The sequence below is a fragment of the Thermaerobacter nagasakiensis genome, assembly GCF_055396825.1.
The window spans coordinates 1,325,725-1,342,887 of record NZ_AP043740.1; the positions used below are offsets into that span (position 1 = coordinate 1,325,725).

The 17,163-nt window shown below is 70.7% G+C and carries 18 protein-coding genes; 13 read left to right on the forward strand and 5 right to left on the reverse strand.

Features of this window, described 5'->3' with window-relative positions; genetic code table 11:
• The first annotated feature begins 81 nt into the window (after positions 1-81).
• From lipA to ACZ5T9_RS05670, 3 genes are read left to right on the forward strand one after another with little or no spacing between them, the layout of a single operon-like run.
• Positions 82-1,404: a lipoyl synthase gene (gene lipA / locus ACZ5T9_RS05660; protein ID WP_464834334.1), complete on the forward strand. Its 1,323-nt coding sequence runs from the start codon at positions 82-84 to the stop codon at positions 1,402-1,404.
• Positions 1,401-2,306, forward strand: a complete 906-nt coding sequence (gene lipB / locus ACZ5T9_RS05665; protein WP_464834335.1) for a lipoyl(octanoyl) transferase LipB — start codon at positions 1,401-1,403, stop codon at positions 2,304-2,306. Before lipA ends, lipB begins: the two co-directional genes overlap by 4 nt.
• Positions 2,306-2,968: an MBL fold metallo-hydrolase gene (locus tag ACZ5T9_RS05670; protein WP_464834400.1), complete on the forward strand. Its 663-nt coding sequence runs from the start codon at positions 2,306-2,308 to the stop codon at positions 2,966-2,968. Before lipB ends, ACZ5T9_RS05670 begins: the two co-directional genes overlap by 1 nt.
• Positions 2,969-2,986: 18 nt before the next feature.
• Here the strand turns inward: ACZ5T9_RS05670 and ACZ5T9_RS05675 are convergent, their stop codons facing one another.
• A complete protein-coding gene (locus ACZ5T9_RS05675) occupies positions 2,987-3,586 on the reverse strand; it encodes a DUF2203 family protein (protein ID WP_464834336.1) in 600 nt (199 codons plus the stop codon).
• Positions 3,587-3,749: 163 nt separating this feature from the next.
• On the opposite strand from ACZ5T9_RS05675, the gene ACZ5T9_RS05680 reads away from it, so the two are divergent.
• Positions 3,750-4,310, forward strand: coding sequence for a deoxycytidylate deaminase (locus ACZ5T9_RS05680; protein ID WP_464834337.1), 561 nt, complete (start codon positions 3,750-3,752; stop codon positions 4,308-4,310).
• A 337-nt stretch (positions 4,311-4,647) separates the two neighbouring features.
• On the opposite strand, the gene ACZ5T9_RS05685 is transcribed toward ACZ5T9_RS05680, so the two are convergent.
• Positions 4,648-5,649 carry a DUF421 domain-containing protein gene (locus ACZ5T9_RS05685; RefSeq protein WP_464834338.1) on the reverse strand — a complete coding sequence of 334 codons (1,002 nt, stop codon included), beginning with the start codon at positions 5,647-5,649 and terminating at the stop codon, positions 4,648-4,650.
• Between the two features lie 140 nt (positions 5,650-5,789).
• Between ACZ5T9_RS05685 and ACZ5T9_RS05690 the strand changes: the two genes are divergently transcribed.
• From ACZ5T9_RS05690 to ACZ5T9_RS05700, 3 genes are all read left to right on the forward strand, one after another.
• Entirely contained in the window at positions 5,790-6,203 is a 414-nt protein-coding gene (locus ACZ5T9_RS05690; RefSeq protein WP_464834339.1) for a translation initiation factor IF-2, read from the forward strand.
• Between the two features lie 8 nt (positions 6,204-6,211).
• Entirely contained in the window at positions 6,212-6,577 is a 366-nt protein-coding gene (locus tag ACZ5T9_RS05695) for a DUF4363 family protein (protein ID WP_006903476.1), read from the forward strand.
• 276 nt (positions 6,578-6,853) lie between these two features.
• Positions 6,854-7,786, forward strand: a complete 933-nt coding sequence (locus ACZ5T9_RS05700) for a serine hydrolase (RefSeq protein WP_156821841.1) — start codon at positions 6,854-6,856, stop codon at positions 7,784-7,786.
• 27 nt (positions 7,787-7,813) lie between these two features.
• On the opposite strand, the gene ACZ5T9_RS05705 is transcribed toward ACZ5T9_RS05700, so the two are convergent.
• A complete protein-coding gene (locus ACZ5T9_RS05705) occupies positions 7,814-9,217 on the reverse strand; it encodes a class II fumarate hydratase (RefSeq protein WP_006903478.1) in 1,404 nt (467 codons plus the stop codon).
• Positions 9,218-9,379: 162 nt separating this feature from the next.
• Positions 9,380-10,315 carry a TerC family protein gene (locus tag ACZ5T9_RS05710; protein WP_006903479.1) on the reverse strand — a complete coding sequence of 312 codons (936 nt, stop codon included), beginning with the start codon at positions 10,313-10,315 and terminating at the stop codon, positions 9,380-9,382.
• Positions 10,316-10,748: 433 nt separating this feature from the next.
• On the opposite strand from ACZ5T9_RS05710, the gene ACZ5T9_RS05715 reads away from it, so the two are divergent.
• The 4 genes from ACZ5T9_RS05715 to ACZ5T9_RS05730 all read left to right on the forward strand — a co-directional run bounded on the left by ACZ5T9_RS05715 (position 10,749) and on the right by ACZ5T9_RS05730 (position 13,230).
• Positions 10,749-11,060, forward strand: coding sequence for a FluC/FEX family fluoride channel (locus ACZ5T9_RS05715; protein ID WP_464834401.1), 312 nt, complete (start codon positions 10,749-10,751; stop codon positions 11,058-11,060).
• A gap of 128 nt (positions 11,061-11,188) precedes the next feature.
• The gene (locus ACZ5T9_RS05720; RefSeq protein ID WP_464834340.1) at positions 11,189-11,293 is read left to right on the forward strand and encodes a hypothetical protein; all 105 of its coding nucleotides are present in this window, start codon (positions 11,189-11,191) and stop codon (positions 11,291-11,293) included.
• 96 nt (positions 11,294-11,389) lie between these two features.
• Positions 11,390-13,000: an IS200/IS605 family accessory protein TnpB-related protein gene (locus tag ACZ5T9_RS05725; protein WP_464834341.1), complete on the forward strand. Its 1,611-nt coding sequence runs from the start codon at positions 11,390-11,392 to the stop codon at positions 12,998-13,000.
• Positions 13,001-13,068: 68 nt separating this feature from the next.
• On the forward strand, positions 13,069-13,230 hold the full coding sequence (locus ACZ5T9_RS05730; RefSeq protein ID WP_464834342.1) for a DUF190 domain-containing protein: 162 nt from the start codon (positions 13,069-13,071) through the stop codon (positions 13,228-13,230).
• Positions 13,231-13,408: 178 nt separating this feature from the next.
• Here the strand turns inward: ACZ5T9_RS05730 and ACZ5T9_RS05735 are convergent, their stop codons facing one another.
• Positions 13,409-14,173 carry a cupredoxin domain-containing protein gene (locus tag ACZ5T9_RS05735; protein ID WP_464834343.1) on the reverse strand — a complete coding sequence of 255 codons (765 nt, stop codon included), beginning with the start codon at positions 14,171-14,173 and terminating at the stop codon, positions 13,409-13,411.
• Positions 14,174-14,358: 185 nt separating this feature from the next.
• Here ACZ5T9_RS05735 and ACZ5T9_RS05740 point away from each other — a divergent pair, with 185 nt between their 5' ends.
• Positions 14,359-16,053 (forward strand): HAMP domain-containing sensor histidine kinase, encoded by a 1,695-nt coding sequence (locus ACZ5T9_RS05740; protein WP_464834344.1) that lies wholly within the window; start codon positions 14,359-14,361, stop codon positions 16,051-16,053.
• Between the two features lie 110 nt (positions 16,054-16,163).
• Positions 16,164-17,162 (forward strand): PstS family phosphate ABC transporter substrate-binding protein, encoded by a 999-nt coding sequence (locus tag ACZ5T9_RS05745; protein ID WP_464834345.1) that lies wholly within the window; start codon positions 16,164-16,166, stop codon positions 17,160-17,162.
• Position 17,163 lies beyond the last annotated feature (1 nt).

Below are 17,163 nucleotides of genomic sequence, written 5' to 3' on the forward strand. Positions count from 1 at the left end.
GAAGGCGAAGGCCCATTTGGCAGCCGCGCCGGGCCGGCCGGCCCTGCGGCGGCCACCCCAATGAAGGTGGGATCGCGCCCCATGGAAGCCCTTCACCGGAATGGAAGCTTGCCCGAAACGGAAGCGCTGGCGGGACCGCAGGAGCCTCGGTCCGGCGCCGGCCCGGCCATCGTACCTGCTTCCCCGGCGGCTCGCCCTGGCCAGGCAGGTGCCGGCCAGGAAACCGGTCCGGCTCTTCCCGGGCCCGACGCCGCCGCCACGGCCCAACCCGGCCGCTCCCCCGCTGGGGCCGGACCGGCGCCGGCGGCCGGTGGATCCGGCTCCGATGCCCGTACCCGAGGGTTTCGTGACCTCCCGGCGGCGGACGGCCATGCCCTGGCCGGCGGTCACGCCGGGCGCCGCCATCCTGACTGGCTCAAGGTGCGGCTGGCCCAAGGGCCCAATTACAACCGGCTCAAGCGGCTGCTGCGCGGCATGAGCCTGCACACCGTCTGCGAAGAGGCCCGCTGCCCCAACATCTACGAGTGCTTCGAGAACCTGACCGCCACCTTCATGATCCTGGGGAACATCTGCACCCGGGCCTGCCGGTTCTGCGCCGTCACCACGGGCCGGCCCACCGAGCTGGATTGGGCGGAGCCGGAGCGGGTGGCGGATGCCGTCCAGCGCCTGGGCCTGCAACACGTGGTGGTCACGTCGGTGGCGCGGGACGACCTCCGGGACGGGGGCGCCGCCGTCTTCGCCGAGACCATCCGGGCCATCCGGCGCCGCTGTCCCGATACCGCGGTCGAGGTGCTGATCCCCGACTTCAACGGCGACTGGGACGCCCTGCAGGTGGTCCTGGACGCCGAACCCGACATCCTGAACCACAACGTGGAGACGGTGCGGCGCCTCTCCGACCGGGTGCGCTCGCGGGCCCGATACGACCGGTCCCTGGCCCTCCTGGCCGAAGCCAAGCGGCGGGCACCCCACATCAAGACCAAGTCGGGCCTGATGCTGGGATTGGGCGAGACGTGGGACGAGATCCTGCAGACCCTGCGGGACCTGCGGGCCCACCAGGTGGACATCGTCACCATCGGCCAGTACCTGCGCCCGACCCGGGAGCCCGTCCATCTCCCGGTGGAGAAGTACTACCACCCGGACGAGTTCGCGGAGCTCAAGCGCATCGGCCTGGCCATGGGCTTTTCCCACGTGGAATCCGGCCCCCTGGTGCGGAGCTCGTACCATGCCCACGAGCAGGCCGACCGGGCGCGCCGGCGGGATGGGGCGGGGGACGAAGCCGCACCGGCGCAGGTCCAGGCCGGGCCCCCGGAGACCCACCGCGGGGCCCCAGCCCAGGCGGCCCCCTTGGCAACGGTCCATGGCCTGCAGGCTGCCCGGGCAGCGGGGGGCGCAGCGGGAGCATGAATCCCCCAACCGGTCCCCACACCGGGATACGGACCGGTGGCATCATAAGAACCGCCACCGCCACCGGCGCGGGTGGCGCCGCGGGGCCCCAGCGGGCCGTCCCAGCGGCATCCGCTGCCGGCCCGGCGCTGCCGGACGGCCCGCCCGTCCTGCGGGTCACCTGGCTGCCCGGCCTCACCCCCTACGAACCGGCCTGGCGGCTGCAGGAGCGACTGGCCCGGGCCCGGGGCGAGGGCCGGCTGCCGGACCTGTTCCTCCTGCTCCAGCACCCGCCGGTCTACACCGTGGGCCGCAGCGGCCGCGACGACGAGATCCTGCTCAGCCCCACCCTGCGCCGGCAGCGGGGTGTGGAGGTGTTCCACATCGACCGCGGGGGCAAGGTCACCTATCACGGCCCGGGGCAGCTGGTGGGCTACGGCATCGTCGACCTGAAGAACCTGCCCGGGGGCCTCAAGCGCTATGTCCACGGCCTGGAGGAAGCCCTGGTGGCGACCCTGGCCCGCTTCGGCGTCGTAGCCCACCGGGAGGACGGGCTGGTGGGCGTGTGGGCCGGCCGTGAGAAGATCGCCGCCATCGGCATCCGCGTGAGCCGGGGCGTCACCTGGCACGGGTTCGCTCTCAACGTCGACCCCGACCTGGCCTATTTCGGCGGCATCATCCCTTGCGGCATCACGGACCGGGGCGTCACCTCCATGGCCCGCTTGCTGGGCCGGGCACCGGCCCTGGAAGCGGTGGCGCAGGTGGCCGCGGAGGAACTGGCCCGGGTCCTGGGGCGCCGCCTGGAGTGGACCGGCGACTCAGGCTGGCTCGAGGCGTGGGGGTACCGGCCGGCTGGCCAGGCGGCCGGTCAGGGTGCGGAGGGCGCGGCGGCCTCCCCGGCCACCAGGGAGGGGACCGGGTGATGGAGCCCACCTTGCGGGTGCTGGCCTTTCCCCTGGGACCCGTCCAGGCCAACGGGTACGTGCTGCTGGATGATGCCGGCAAGGTCGCGGTGCTGGTCGACGCCCCCCATGACCCCGATCCCATGCTGGAAGCCGTCCGGGGTTACCAGGTGGCGGCGGTGCTGCTTACCCACGCCCACTTCGACCACATCGGCGGCCTCCAGGCGATCAAGGAAGCCACGGGGGCTCCGGTGTGGATCCACCGCCACGAGGCGAGCTGGCTGGGCGATCCCCAGCTGAACCTGTCGGTCTGGCTGGAGCCGGTGGTGGCGCCGCCGGCGGATCACCTGCTGGAGGGCGGCGAGCGGCTGGCGTTCGGGTCCATGGAATTCGAGGTGCGCTTTACCCCCGGGCACAGCCCCGGGCACGTGGTGTACGTGGGCCGCGGTGCCGCCGAGGGGCTGGTGCTGGCTGGCGATACCCTCTTCGCCGGCGGGATCGGCCGCACCGACCTGCCGGGCGGGGATCTGGAGACGTTGCTCCAGAGCATTCACCGGGAACTGATGGTGTTGCCCGACGCCACCCGGGTGCTGCCGGGCCATGGGCCCGAAACCCGGATCGGGACCGAGCGCGTGGCCAACCCCTTCCTCCGGTTGCGGTCCGCCGGTCGGGGCCTGGATTGATGGCGAGACGGGTGGTGGTCAGGCCTCCCGGTCCGGGCCGGCCGGTTCGTCCGGACCGGTGCCGGGACCCGTGGATCCGTTGTGACCGGCGGCGCGGCGCCAGCGCGGCGGTGAGGACCCCGCGCTGGATCCCCCCGGGCCGATGCCCTCCGGCGCCGCGTCCCAGCCGGCGGGGCCGCAGGAAGCGGAGCCACCGTCCCGTGCGGGTGGGATCGGCTTGCGGCCGCGAAAGCCCTCATGCTCGCCGTGGTAGTAGGCAACCCGGGGCTCTCCCAGCCGCCAGCAGAGCAGCACGGGTTCTCCGTTCAGGCGCGCCGGAAAGTCCACCAGGCCCAGGTCGACATCCTTGACCAGGCAGCCCAGGCTGTGGATCTCCGCCAGCAGCTGGTTGGCCTCTTCCACGGCCGCCCGCAGCGCCTGCCGCGCCAGCTTGTAGTCGTAGGACATGATCAGGGTGCCGTCGGGCTTGTAGCCGACGGCCTTGATCTGCTCCATCTCCCGGTACGACTGGCGCGCCTTCTGGTAGAGGCGGCGCAGGCGCAGGAGCCGCTGCCGGATGACGGGCAGCAGGGCGGTGGCCTCTTCGGGGGTGAAGAACTTGCGGCCTCCGGCGGGCATCGCGGTCACCTCGACTCAAACTGGTGTTATTGTAACATCGCCGCAGGCGGCGGCAACGGCGGGCCCATCCAGCCGGCCGTGCAAGCCGCCGGGGAGTCTGGGCAAGCGGTCGCCGGGCACTCCACTCAGGCGGTCAGGCAATCAGGCGGGGAGGAATGCGCCGATGGCGGAGCAGCAGAGCGCGCAGGATCCACCAGCCCGGCCGGATCAAGCCGTCCGGCCCGACCCGCACCCGGAGCCGGCTCCTCCGGCCGGGTCGCGCCAGGAGGATCCGGCCGACCAGCGGCCCCCCTGGGATGCCTATTTCATGGAACTGGCGGAGGTGGTGGCGAGGCGGTCCACCTGCCCGCGCCGCCACGTGGGGGCGGTGCTGGTGCGGGACCGGCGCATCCTGGCCACCGGCTACAACGGGGCGCCACCGGGGTTCCCCCACTGTACCGAGGCCGGTTGCCTGATGCAAGACGGGCATTGCGTCCGCACCATCCACGCCGAAGCCAACGCCATCCTCCAGGCGGCCTTGCACGGGGTCACCGTGAAGGGCAGCACGCTCTACACCACGGCCACCCCTTGCCTCCACTGCGCCAAGCTGCTGATCGGCGCAGGGGTGGTGCGGGTGGTCTACCGGGACTGGTACCCCGACCCGCGGGCGGTGGAATTCCTGGAGCGGGCGGGGATCCCGCTGGAGCCCATGGCGGGCGGTGCCGGGGGACCGGCCCCCGCATGACGGCCCCCGTGTTGGGGCACGAGCACGCCGGCGGGCCGGTGGCTGCCGGGCAAGAGCCGCTGCCAGGCAAGAGCCGCAAAAAGCAGAGGCGCTGCGCGGGTGGCGCATCGCCTCTGCTGGGGGCATGGGTACCCTCCGGCCCGGCTCCGGGCGGGCGGGGCAGGCGACCGCCCGGCAGGGCCGGAAGCTTTGGGGCCAGCGGTGAGGAACCTGGCCGGTTGACGAGGGGCGGGGCATGCTGTATGTCCCCTCGTCGCTATGGGTTTTCGACACCTCGTTTCGTATCCCTGCTTCTTTCGGGGGGCGAATTGATTAATTCAAACCCTAAACCGCTGGGCTATCTCACCAGGGCGTCCAGATCCTTCAGGATCTCCCCCGTTTTCCGGGCGTACTCCTCATACATTTGACGAGCCTCGGGGTCCTCCGTTTCCAGGGCCCAGCTGGCGAAGTCCGCCTGGAGGGATTCCAGGTCGGCGCCCAGGGTGGCCCGGAGCGAGGGCTGGGTGATGGTCTGGGTGTCCTGCTTGAGGTCCAGGTACAGCTGGTTGCCGATGATCTGGCCCACCATCACCTGGCTCGGGTCGTCGACCCCGTTGCGCAACAGCTCCTGGCGCAGCCAGGCCTCGTCCTTGCCCGCCGCGCGCAGGGAGTTGGGAAGAACCTGCCCGTCCGCAATCACCACATACGGGAATTCGGGGCGGGACGGGGTCAGCACGCCCGCGGTCTTTGCCGTCAGCGGCTCATGTTCGGGCTTCTTGAGAACCGTGAGCTGCCCGTCGGTTTCCATGAGGGCCCAGTCCACCTGGCGCAGGTCGAAGATGTTCTTCTGGCGCAGCAGCTCCATGAGCTCCGCCACCGAGAGCCGGGCCATACGCAAGCCCTTCTCCTGCACCTGGCCCCGGGCGACCACCACCACGGGCTCCCCTTCGATGAACTTGCGCGCCGCGTTGCTGTTTTCCTGCAGGTAGGTCAGTGCGAGCGCAGCCAGCGCCCACACGGCCACGCCCACGATACCGTCGAGCAACCGGTTCTGGGGATCGGTGGAGGCCTGGGCGGCGATGGACCCGATGGTGATCCCCACCACGTACTCGGTGAACGTCAGCTGGGACACCTGCTTGCGGCCCACGAACCGGGTCAGGAAGAAGAGCCAGACGAACGCGATGATCGACCGGATCAGCACCAGTAGTGTTTCCGGCACCCGCACGTCCCCCCAAGCCACCGTCCGGATCACGTCGACGCAAAACCGCGCAACCGGCGGTCCCTCCGCCGGCAAGGCCCGGCAGCGGCACTGATCAGGCCGGGTCGAACGGGCGGTGACGCCCGCCCGCCGGCCGGTCACGCCTGTCCGCTCCCAGTGTCTGCGGCACTGGCGCGAAATACGCACCTCGCCGGCGGGGGATACTCGCAAGCGACGGGCCTTCGCCATGGGATGGATTCCGCAGGAAGCCGCGACCGGCCGTTGCAAGGAGGGCCTGTGGCATGACGACCTACGCCAAGCTGTTGCGGGCGGCGGCGACCCTGAAGCGGGTACGGGCAGGACTGGATTCCCTCGCCGCCAGCGCGCAGTCGGAAGAAGAGCGGGAGCGCCTGCGCCGGGCGGCGGCCCAGGCGCGGGTGATGGAACAGGGACTGGAACGCCGCATTCGCAAGGTGGCGGCGGAGGAACCGGAATACCCGCGCCAGTCGCCTGGAGGCGAGCTGTTCGGCGCCGACGGGCACAACGACCACCGTCCCCCGGCCCGGGAGCGGCCCGAGCCCCCGGCCGAGGCGGCACCCGGCGAGCCGCTCGCGGGAGCCCAGGGGAGTCCCCGCCGGCGGCGGGGCAAGGCCGAACCGGTGGCCGCAGGCCGGGGCGCCGCCGGCGGCGGGGCGGCCGGCGGCGGTAAGGAGTAGCCGGGTCCATGAAGGCACGGCGCTACATCATCGTCACCCTGCTGGTGATCATGGGGATCGCCCTGGGCGTGGCGCCGACGTACTTCCGCAAGCCCCTGACCCCTAGCGGCTCCATCGGCCAGGGCATCCAGGCGACGCGGGAGGCCGTCCAGGCGGAGGACTGGCAGCGGGCCGCCGCCCTCGCCGCGCGCCTGGAATCCGAGTGGAAAAGGGTGAGGGTGCCCGTGGCGGTGAACAGCGATGCCACGGCCATCCGGGACTTTGAGGCCCAGCTGGCGACGTTGCGTGCAGCCATCGAGCTGCAGGACAAGAGCGAAGCCATCACCGCCCTGGCCCTGATGACCACCCTCATCGAAGACATCGGCACCTACTGACGGGGCATGGCGAACCGGGTAACCCAAGGGCCCATCGGCTGCGGGCACGGGCCGGGCACGGCAGGAGGGCGCAGCGACATGGATGACGGGGCACGGTGCTGCGGGGACACGGGCCGCGGGCATGCAGCCGGACCGGGCCGGCCTGAGCCTGAAGACCGGCACCCGGACGGGCTCGGAAGGCGGGACGGGAGGAAAAGGAACCGCCGCTCCCGGGCGTGGCGGGTGGCGGCCCTGACAGGCCTTGTAAGCCTCAGCGTCCTTGTGGCCGGGTGCCGGATGAACCTGGCCCAGGCTCCCGACGGCGACCGGGCGGCCAAGCCCGGCAGGGCCCCCGGCCTGAGCGCCTCCAGCATCCCCGTGGTCGATCCCGATTCCGGTGACACCCTGGCCCGGCTGGACGAGCTGCTGGACCGCGCCCAGCTGCGTCCCGGCGCGCGGCAGCCCGACTACGGCCCCCTGGTGGCCAGGGTGCGGGAGTTCATCGAGACGCGGCCCCAGACCTTCGGCATCTACTTCAAAGACCTGCAGACGGGCGCCACCTGGGGGATCAACGAGCGGGAGCCGATCCACGCCGCCAGCACCATCAAGGTGCCGCTGGTGCTCTACGTGAACCACCAGGTGGCCGCCGGCCGCGCCCGCATGGACGACCGGATCGTCTACGAGCCCGACCGGGATTTGACGGGCGGCGCCGGCATCCTGCAGCGGGACGGCTTCCCGGGCAAGAGCTACTCCCTGCGCGTGCTCACCAACCTGTCCATCACCATCAGCGACAACGTGACGACGAACATGCTGTTTCGCCACTTCGGCAAGGACAACGTGGGCGAGTTCATGCGCCGGCTGGGGGGCGAGGTGATCTTCCCCGGCGGCCGTCGCATCAGCACGGCCCGGGACATGGGGATCTACGTGGAGGCCGTGCTGGACTTTGCTCGCCAGCACCCCTTGCTGGGCGGCCGCATGCTGGACGACATGGGTCACGCCATCTTCCACGTCGGCCTGCCGGGTGAGCTGCCCCCGGATGTGTTCGTCGCCCACAAGGAAGGGGACATCGAGGGTGTGGCCGACGACGTGGGCATCGTCTTCGGCCGGCGGCCCTTCGTCCTGGCCGTCCTTTCGAAAGGCGTGGACAACATCGACCAGGGCTTCGAGGACATCGCCCGGATCAGCAAGATCGTCTACGATTTTCAGGAACAACTCGGCCCGGCGCGGTAGGGTTCATCTTGGAGCCGGGCCGGGCCCTCACTCGGCCCGGCCCGGTTCCGTCATCCGCCGCGGGTCCAGCAGGCGGGCCGTCTCCTCTTCCGAGAGCAGGCCCTTCTCCAGGATCAGCTGCCGCACCGTGCGGCCGCTGGCGTAGGCCTCCTTGGCGATGTCGGCGGCGGTGTCGTAGCCCAGCCGGGGCACCAGGGAGGTGACCATGGCCAGGGACCCCTCGATCAGCGCCTCGCAGCGCTCCCGGTTCGCCTCGATGCCGCGCACGCAGCGCTCGGTGAAGGTGGCCGCCCCGTTGGCCAGCAGCTCGATGGACTGGAGCAGGTTGTGGGCCATCACCGGCATCATCACGTTGAGCTCGAAGTTGCCGTGGGTGTTGCTGACGGCGATGGCCGCGTCGTTGCCGATGACCTGGGCGCAGACCATCATCAGCATCTCGGACATGACGGGGTTGACCTTGCCCGGCATGATGGACGAACCCGGCTGGGTCGGCGGGATCAGGATCTCGCCGATGCCGCAGCGGGGTCCGGAGCCCAGCCAGCGGATGTCGTTGGCGATCTTCATCAGGCTGGTGGCCACGGTGCGCAGCTGGCCGCTGGCTTCCACCACCGCGTCCCGCGAGCCCTGGGCCTCGAAGTGGTTCTCCGCCTCGCGGAAGGGCAGCCCCGTCGCCTCGGCGATGCGGGCGATGGTGCGCCGCGGGAACTCGGGGTGGGTGTTGATGCCCGTGCCCACCGCCGTCCCGCCGAGGGCCAGTTCGGCCAGGTGCTCGCGCAGCGACCGCAGGCGGCGGATGCCGTGGTCGACCATGCTGGCGTAGCCCGAGAACTCCTGGCCCAGGCGGATCGGCGTGGCGTCCTGCAGGTGGGTGCGCCCGATCTTGATGACGTCATCGAAGGCGCGGGCCTTTTCGGCCAGGGCGTCCCGCAGGGACTCCAGGGCGGGGATCAGCTTGCGTTCGATCTGCTCCAGGGCGGCGATGTGGATGGCCGTAGGGATCACGTCGTTGCTGGACTGGCCCATGTTGACGTGGTCGTTGGGGTGCACGCTGCGGGAGCCGATCTGGCCGCCCAGGATCTGGATGGCCCGGTTGGCGATGACCTCGTTGGCGTTCATGTTGGTCGAGGTGCCCGAGCCGGTCTGGAAGATGTCCAGGACGAAATGGTCGTCCAGCTTGCCCTCGATGACCTCGCCGGCCGCCTGGACGATGGCCTCGGCCAGCCGGGCGTCCAGAAGACCCAGCTCGGCGTTGGTCTGGGCGGCGGCGCGCTTGATCAGGCCCAGGGCGCGGATGAAGGGGCGGGGAAACCGGATGCCGCTGATGGGGAAGTTCTCCACGGCCCGCTGGGTCTGGGCGCCGTAGAGCGCATCGGCCGGAACCCGCATCTCGCCCATGGAGTCCCGCTCGATGCGATAGGCCTGTTCTGCCACGGGGTGCCACCTCCACCAGGATGGCTTGTGCCATCCTGATCATACCATGGGCGGGTGGCGGCGTACGGGGCTGCGGGGGCCGGCAAGCGGCGGGCGGAGCGCGCCGGTGCCGGCGGCGCGACCGGTCCGGCCCTCCGCGCCCGTCGCCGGCCCCCACGGAGGTCAGGACTTGTGGCGAGGGTTGCCCGCGGCTTCCGCCGGTTCCCGCGGGGGGAACAGGACCGAGGCCACCACGGACGCCCCCAGAATGAGAGCCAGGATGCCCAGCGAGGTGGCGGGGGCCAGGTGGATCACGTCGATCAGCAACATCTTCACCCCGATGAACACCAGGGTGACGGCCAGGCCGTACTTCAGGTAGCGAATCAGCGGCAGGATGGCGCTGAAGACGAAGAACAGCGACCGCAGCCCGATGATGGCGAAGACGTTGGCGGTGTAGACCACGAAGGGATCCCGGGTGATGCCGAAGATGGCCGGGATGGAATCCAGGGCGAACATCAGGTCCGTGGTCTCGATCAGCACCAGGACGACGAACAAGGGCGTCGCCCACAGCCGGCCGTTCCGCCGGACGAAGAACCGGCCCCCGTGGTACTCCTCCGTGACGGGCAAGAGCTTGCGCACCAGCCGCAGCACGGGGTTGCGTTCCACGTCGCCGGCCTCGTCGTCCTTGTGCCGCAGGAAGCGGATGCCCGTGGCGATCAGGATGACCCCGAAGACGTAAAGCAACCAGTGGAAGCGTTCCAGCAGGGCGGCACCGCCCCAGATCATCAGCCCGCGCATGATGAGGGCACCCAGCACGCCCCACAGCAGCACCCGGGGGCGCAGCTCCTCCGGCACGGAGAAGAACGAGAACAGCGCGATGAAGACGAAGATGTTGTCCATGCTCAGCGCGTACTCCACCAGGTAGCCGGCGAAGTATTCCGCCATGGTGGTGCCGCCCCGGGCCTGCCCCAGCCAGATGCCGAAGCCGACGGCGATGGCCACGTAAAAGAGCGTCCGGAAGACGGCCTGGCGAGCCGTCAAGGTGGCCTGGCGCCGGCCAAGGCCCAGGTCGAAGAGGATCAGGGCGACGACCAGCAGATTGAACAGGACCAGGGCCAACGTCCGTCCCTCCTGTTGGTCTCGAGGTCGGCTACAGCATGGCCGAACCCCTGACGTTCAATAAAAAACCTTCGGGCCGCTGCGATCGCACGGTCGCAAGCGCCCGAAGGTCTTGCCCGCTGGACCTGCGCACCGCGGGCCGGGCGGCGCCTGGTCGCCCCGTATTGACGGCCCGCGGGACCGCGAGACCCCGGCGACCACCCCGGTGCCGTCCCGATGGGCGGCACCGGCCGGTTCGTCCCGCGGCGGCTACTCCCCTTCAGGGATCCTGGTTGTGGGCTCGGGAGCCTGGCGCGGCCCCCGGCCGGATCTGCACCTCGATTATACTGGGGAGGGACGGCAATTGGAAATGGAGTGATCGGTCCTGGTCTGGCTTGGAGTCGCGCTGGGGGGAGCGGCCGGCGCGCTGGCGCGGTACGGGCTGACCCAGTGGATCGCCGAACGGACGCCTGGAGGGTTCCCCTGGGGAACGCTGGCGATCAACCTGACGGGCGCCTTCATCTTGGCGTTCCTGCATCCGTTGCTGCTGAATACCGTGACATCGCCCGCCGTACGCCTGGCGTTGACCAGCGGGTTTGTCGGCGCCTATACCACGTTTTCCACCATGACCTGGGAAGCGCTGACCCTGCTGCGGGATGGGCGCGCCGGGGCCGCCGCCGCCTACCTGGGGGCGAGCCTGGTCCTGGGGATGGCGGCCGCCTGGCTGGGCTGGGGTGCCAGCCAGGCGCTGGGGGTGCGGTCGTGAGGGAGCGGGGGCGGACATCGCGGGAAGAGGGGGAAGGGGCCTTGCGCATCCAGGCGCCGGCCCGGCGCTTGACGGTCTACATCGGGGAGACGGACCGGTGGTAGGGGCAACCCCTCTACCACGCCATCGTGCTCAAGGCGCGGGAGCTGGGGCTGGCCGGGGCCACCGTGTACCGCGGCATCGAGGGGCTCGTAGCTGCTTACCATTCCATCATCATCTCTTATCCGCCGTAGGCGAATCTTTCCCATAACTTGTTCCCCACTCCCGACACTTTCCCCCACTTTCGGCTGACGAACGGAAAAGGTGTTTGGTATTATGAGGAAAGGAGGATGATCGGGCCGATGCAGGCGACCTTTCAGACAAAGATTCAAGACCCGTCTGTTTATCCCGTGCTGGACGCCATCGCCGCCCTGTACGGTCGCCTGCTGCGCCGGTTGTTTGTCGATGTCTATGTGCGGAAGCGTTCCCTTGTCGAATGCAAGCGGGAATACATTGCCCGCTACGGCATCACAGCCCGCCACTTCAACGCGCTGGCCACCGAACTCCAGGCCAAGGTGAAGGCGGCGGAGGAAGCCCATCGGCACCATCTGGTGCATCTGCGCGGCCAGATTCAAGCCACGGAACGAGCGATTGCCAAGTTGCAAAAGCAAGACAAGGCCCTGGCGTCCGGAAAGGGCCGCGGGGCCGGCCTGCCGCCCGAAGAGCGGGCCGAGCGTCGCCGCCGGGTTCGGTTTCGGCTGCACCAGAAGAAGCGACGGCTGGCGATGCTTCGCGCCCGCCTTGAAACGGCAAAAGACCGGACGGGATTGCCGCCGATTTGCTTTGGTTCTCGGCGTTTGTTTCACCGGCAGTTCCACCTTGCAGAGAACGGCTTTGCTTCCCACGACGAATGGCGCAAGACATGGCGCGATGCCCGAAGCCAAAGCTTCTTCTGCATCGGCTCCAAAGACGAGATGAGCGGCAACCAAACCTGCTCGCTCTTTGGGGACAGCTTGCGCCTTCGGGTGCCCAACGCCCTGGCCGACCGTTTTGGGCGGTATGTTTGGCTGCACGGCATCCGCTTTCCCTATGGACAGGATGTGATTTTGGCGGCCATTGCGTCCGGGCAAGCGATTTCCTACCGCTTTGTCCGTAAGAATGGCGCTTGGTATGTCTTCGCCACCACCGAACGGCCCGCGGCTCCGATCACCACATCGCGGAGGGCTGGCGCCCTTGGCGCGGATCTGAACCCCGACCGGCTGGCCGTGGCGGAGGTCGACCGCTTCGGCAACCCCGTGGCGGCTCGCGACATCCGGTTTCAGATTCAAGGCAAACGCCGGGAGCAGGTGAAGGCCATCCTGGGCGAGGTGGTGGCGGACCTGGTGGCATGGGCAAAGGGCGCCGGCAAGCCCATCGTCGTTGAGCGGCTGGATTTTCGGGAGAAGAAGGCTCGTCTTCGAGAAGAGGGCGATCGGTACGCCCGGATGCTGTCCGCCTTTGCCTACGGCGCGTTCATGACCCTGCTGCTCTCCCGGGCCGCCCGGGAAGGCGTGGAAGTGATCCGCGTCAACCCGGCCTTCACCAGTATGATTGGCAAGGTCAAGTTTATGGCCCGGTACGGGCTGTCGCCCCACGCGGCAGCGGCGGTGGCGATTGCCCGCCGGGGCCTTCGTTTGGGCGAGCGCTTTTGCTCCGGAACCGCCCGCCCTCTACCCGCGAGGAATCGAGGGCGGCACGTCTGGAGCGATTGGCGGCGCATCGCCCCGTCGGTGCGCGGCAAGCGGGCGCACCGGCTTTATCAGCGGTCCTCCGAGGACACTCCAGGTCGGGGAGAACCCCGATCCACCCTGGCACCGGCAGCTCACAACCTGCACGGCCCGGGGTGTGATGGTCTGGCTTGGGGTCCGGGGTGCGATCCCCCGGCGCGAATCGTCGGGAGCGCTGTTCGCCCGGCGTCATAGGCGGATGCAATAAATGCCTATGTTTTGAGGAACGGTTCGGTGCCAACAGCCGCGTCCACGCGGCCCGGGTGCTGGAGCTGTCGGCGGACCTGCCGGTCATTGTCGAGATCATCGACCATGTGGAGCGCCTCCAGCCCCTTCTGGCCTTCCTGGACGAGGCGGTGCAGGAAGGCCTGGTCGTCCTCGAGGACGTGGAGATCGTCGCCTACCGGAAGAACCGGCAGCGCTGACGACCGCAAAATTGCGGGCGGGCCCGCCGGGGCCAGCCTCGATGCCGGCGGCAGCACCGGCCGGGCGGAGGCGGCGGAGGGGCTGGTGCAGGCGGGGACGGGCACGCAGGGCGGCCAGGGGCTGGCGGGGCGCGGCGAAGGCGCCGGGTGCGGGCAATGGGGTCGAGGCGCGCGGCGCTTAGCGCTCCCCGCGGATCACCACCCGGGCCACCATGCCGTTTTTCCGGTGGCCCGGCATGCCGCACCAGATGGGGAAGGCGCCGGGCTCGGCGGGCGCGGTCCACTCCACCACCTGCCGCTGGCCGGGCCCCAGCTCCAGGTCGGGTCCCAGGCGGCCGGCGGAGCGCACCTGGTGGGGCAGCCGGGGATCGGTGTTCTCCACCGCGATCCGCACCCTCTCGCCGGGGTGCACCACCAGCTCCCGGGGTTCCATGGTGAACTCCGGCGTCAGGGTCAGGGTGATGGTCCGGGGGCCCCAGGGCCGAGGGCCGCAGCCGGCAAGGCCCAGGGCGACCACAAGCCCGGCCAGGATCGCCGCCAGCCAGCGGTTGGCCGGGCGGGGGGCATGGCGGGGGGCGCGGTGCCGGGTGGATCCGGAGGCAGGGAACCCGCCGGGCCGGCCGCCCACGGTGCCCGGCGCCAGGCAGGCAGCCCCGAGGTCCGCAGGGATCCGCCGGGCCCGGAGATCGCCGGGCGCGGGAGCGGCACCCCCGGGTGCGGGAGCGAAATGCCCGCCCCTCGCCGCGGGCAGGGGGCTGTCCTGGGGCGAGGTCCAGGGGGTCAAGGAGCCGGCTGGGGTGGGGCCGCAGCGCCGGTGCGGCAAGGGATTTTCGGGGCCCCGGCCGCCACCCGGCGCGCGGGTGCCGGGCGGGCCCGTGACGGGGTGCTCGCGGTCCGTGGCATGGGTTCCGGCGGGCCGGTGACAAAGGGCAGGGTCGCGCACCAGACTCCCTCCTGGCCTTCAGGCCGGCCGGGCGCGTTCCGCGGGGGTGCGGCTGCGGGCGCGCGTTCCGCGGGGCCCGTTCATCCCAGTTGTACGCCGGCACCCGTCCCGGCAGACCCGGCGCCCCGCGCCCGGCCGTGCGGCCCGAGGTGTTGACGGGGAGGCTTCCGGAAGGAGGCGGCACCATGGCGGGGGGGCTGCGGCGATACCTGGCCTGGCGGCTGGCGGTGTACTTCCCCCTGGGCGTGGCGGTGGTGGGGACCGTGACCGCCCTGCTGCTGGGGGAGATCCCCCAGCTCTTTTCACGGGCCTTCTTGCCCACGCTGATCCTGGGCCTCGTGGTGGCGGCCTTGACGGGCGCCGGCCTGGGCTGGGCCATGGCGGAGCGCGTGACCCGGCCGGTACGGGAGCTGGTGGCTGGCGCGCGCCGGCTGGCGGCGGGCGAGTTCCACCGCCGGGTCCAGGTGGACGGGCCCGACGAGCTGGTCGACCTGGCCCGGACCTTCAACGACATGGCCGCCCGGCTTCGGGCCACGGTGGAGGAACTGGATGCCGAGCGGGAGCGGCTGGCCACGGTGCTGGCGGCGATGACCAGCGGGGTCCTCTTCATCGCCCGGGACGGCCGGCTGCGCCTGGCCAACCCGGCCGCCCGCAAGATGCTGGACCTGCCGCCCCGGCCGGAAGGGCGGGACTACTTCAGCGTGACCCGGTTCTACCCCCTGGTGCGGGCCGTCGAGGCCGGCCTTCAGGGCGGCGGTACCGTGGAGGAAGAGATCGTGCTGCCGGCCGATCCCGGCGGCTCGCCCCGCCACCTGCGGGTGACGGTGGTGACGGTGCCCGCCGCCGTGACGGGAGCGGCCGGCCCGGGCGGCGATCCCGCCGCTCCCCAGGGGGTGGTGGTGGTCCTCCACGACGTGACGGACATCCGGCGGCTGGAGCAGATCCGCCGCGACTTCGTGGCCAACGTCTCCCACGAGCTGCGCACCCCCGTGGCGGCCATCCAGGGCTTTGCCGAAACGCTGCTCGAGGGCACGCTGCACGACGACCCCGCGGCGGCGGAACACTTCGCGCGGGTGATCCACCGGGAGGCGGAGCGCATGGGCCGGCTGGTGCAGGACCTGCTGGACCTGGCGCGCCTGGAGTCGGCGGAACCCGGGCTGCAGCAGGAGCACCTGGACCTGCGGGAGAGCGCGCGCTCGGTGGCGCAGCGGTGGCGCCCCCAGCTGCAGGCGGCGGGTCTCGACCTGGTCTTGGAACTCCCGCCCGAGCCCGTGCCGGTGTGGGCCGATCCGCACCGGCTGGAACAGGTCTGGACGAACCTTCTGGAGAACGCCCGCCAGCACACGCCGGAAGGGGGCACCGTCACCGTGGCGGTGTACCGGGAGGAGCCGGGAGAGGAAGGCGTATCGGCCCGGCCCGGCGAAGGGACTGCGGGTACGGGGGGGAACGGGGGCCAGGACCATCTCCGGGACCACCCCCAGGACCGTGGGACCCGCAGCCGGGTGCCGGGGGACGGCGCTCCGGGAGGCCGGACGGGCGGCCCGCCGGCCGGCGGGCGCGACCGCGGGCCCGGCGCGGGCTGGGCCGTGGGCGAGGTGCGGGACACGGGCCGGGGCATTCCCCTGGAGGCGCTGCCCCGCATCTTCGAGCGGTTCTACCGGGTCGACCCCGGCCGCAGCCGGGCGGCAGGCGGCACCGGCCTTGGGCTGGCCATCGTCAAACATGTGGTGGAAGCCCATGGGGGCACGGTGGAGGCCGAGAGCGCCCCGGGGCGAGGTACCACCGTGCGGTTCCGGTTGCCCCTCCAGGTCCCGCCGGATGGCACCGGGCCGGGGCCGGACGCGGGCGCCGGCGCGCCAGGCACGGGTTCGACAGATTAAGACACCTTCACAAAATCTTTGCGGAAGTCCCATCAGCCCGTAACCTGCAGCGGCCGCCCCGTGGACTACCCTAAAGGTGCGGCAAACACTCAGCCACGGGAGGGTCGCCTTTGCGACGGAACGGGCAAGTGGACCTGGCGGAAGGGACGGGTCGCCGGCGGCGGGTCACAGGACGCCGTGAGGCGCGGCGCTGGCTGGCGGCCATGGCGGCCGGTTCGGCCCTGTTGCTGGCGGCCTGCGGGCGCGGCGCGCAGGATGCCCAAGGGCTCTCGGGCACCATCCGCATCGACGGATCCAGCACGGTGTACCCCATCACCCAGGCAGTGGCGGAAGAATTCATGATCGAGCACCCCGGCGTCAACATCACCGTGGGCGTTTCCGGCACGGGCGGCGGCTTCCAGAAGTTCACCCGCGGGGAGACCGACATCAGCAACGCCTCCCGGCCCATCGAAGCCGACGAACAGGCCCAGGCGGCGCAAGCGGGGGTCGAGTACACGGAGCTGCAGGTCGCCCTGGACGGCATCGCGGTCGTGGTGCATCCGCAGAACGACTGGGTCGATCACCTGACGGTGGAAGAGCTCAAGAAGATCTGGGAACCGGGCAGCAAGGTGAAGACCTGGAAGGACGTGCGGCCGTCCTGGCCGGACGAGCCCATCCGCCTCTACGGGCCCGGGACCGACTCGGGAACCTTCGACTACTTCACCTCGGCCATCGTCGGCGAGGAGGGGGCCAGCCGCACCGACTATACGGCCAGCGAGGACGACAACCAGCTCGTCACGGGCGTGGCCAATGACAAGTATGCCCTCGGCTACTTCGGCTTCGCCTATTACGCGGAAAACCGCAACCAGCTCAAGGCGGTGCCCATCGACGGCGGGCAGGGCCCCGTGTCGCCCACGGAAGAGACCATCGCCGACGGCAGTTACTCCCCCTTGTCCCGGCCGATCTACATCTACGTGAACAATGAGGCCTACCGCACGCGGCCGGAGGTCAAGGCCTTCGTCGACTTCTACCTGGAGGTTGCCGGGGAGATGGCGCCGGCCGTGGGATACGTGGCGCTGCCGGAGGAGCGCCTCCAGCAGCAGCGGGACAAGCTGGCCGCCCTGCAGTGAC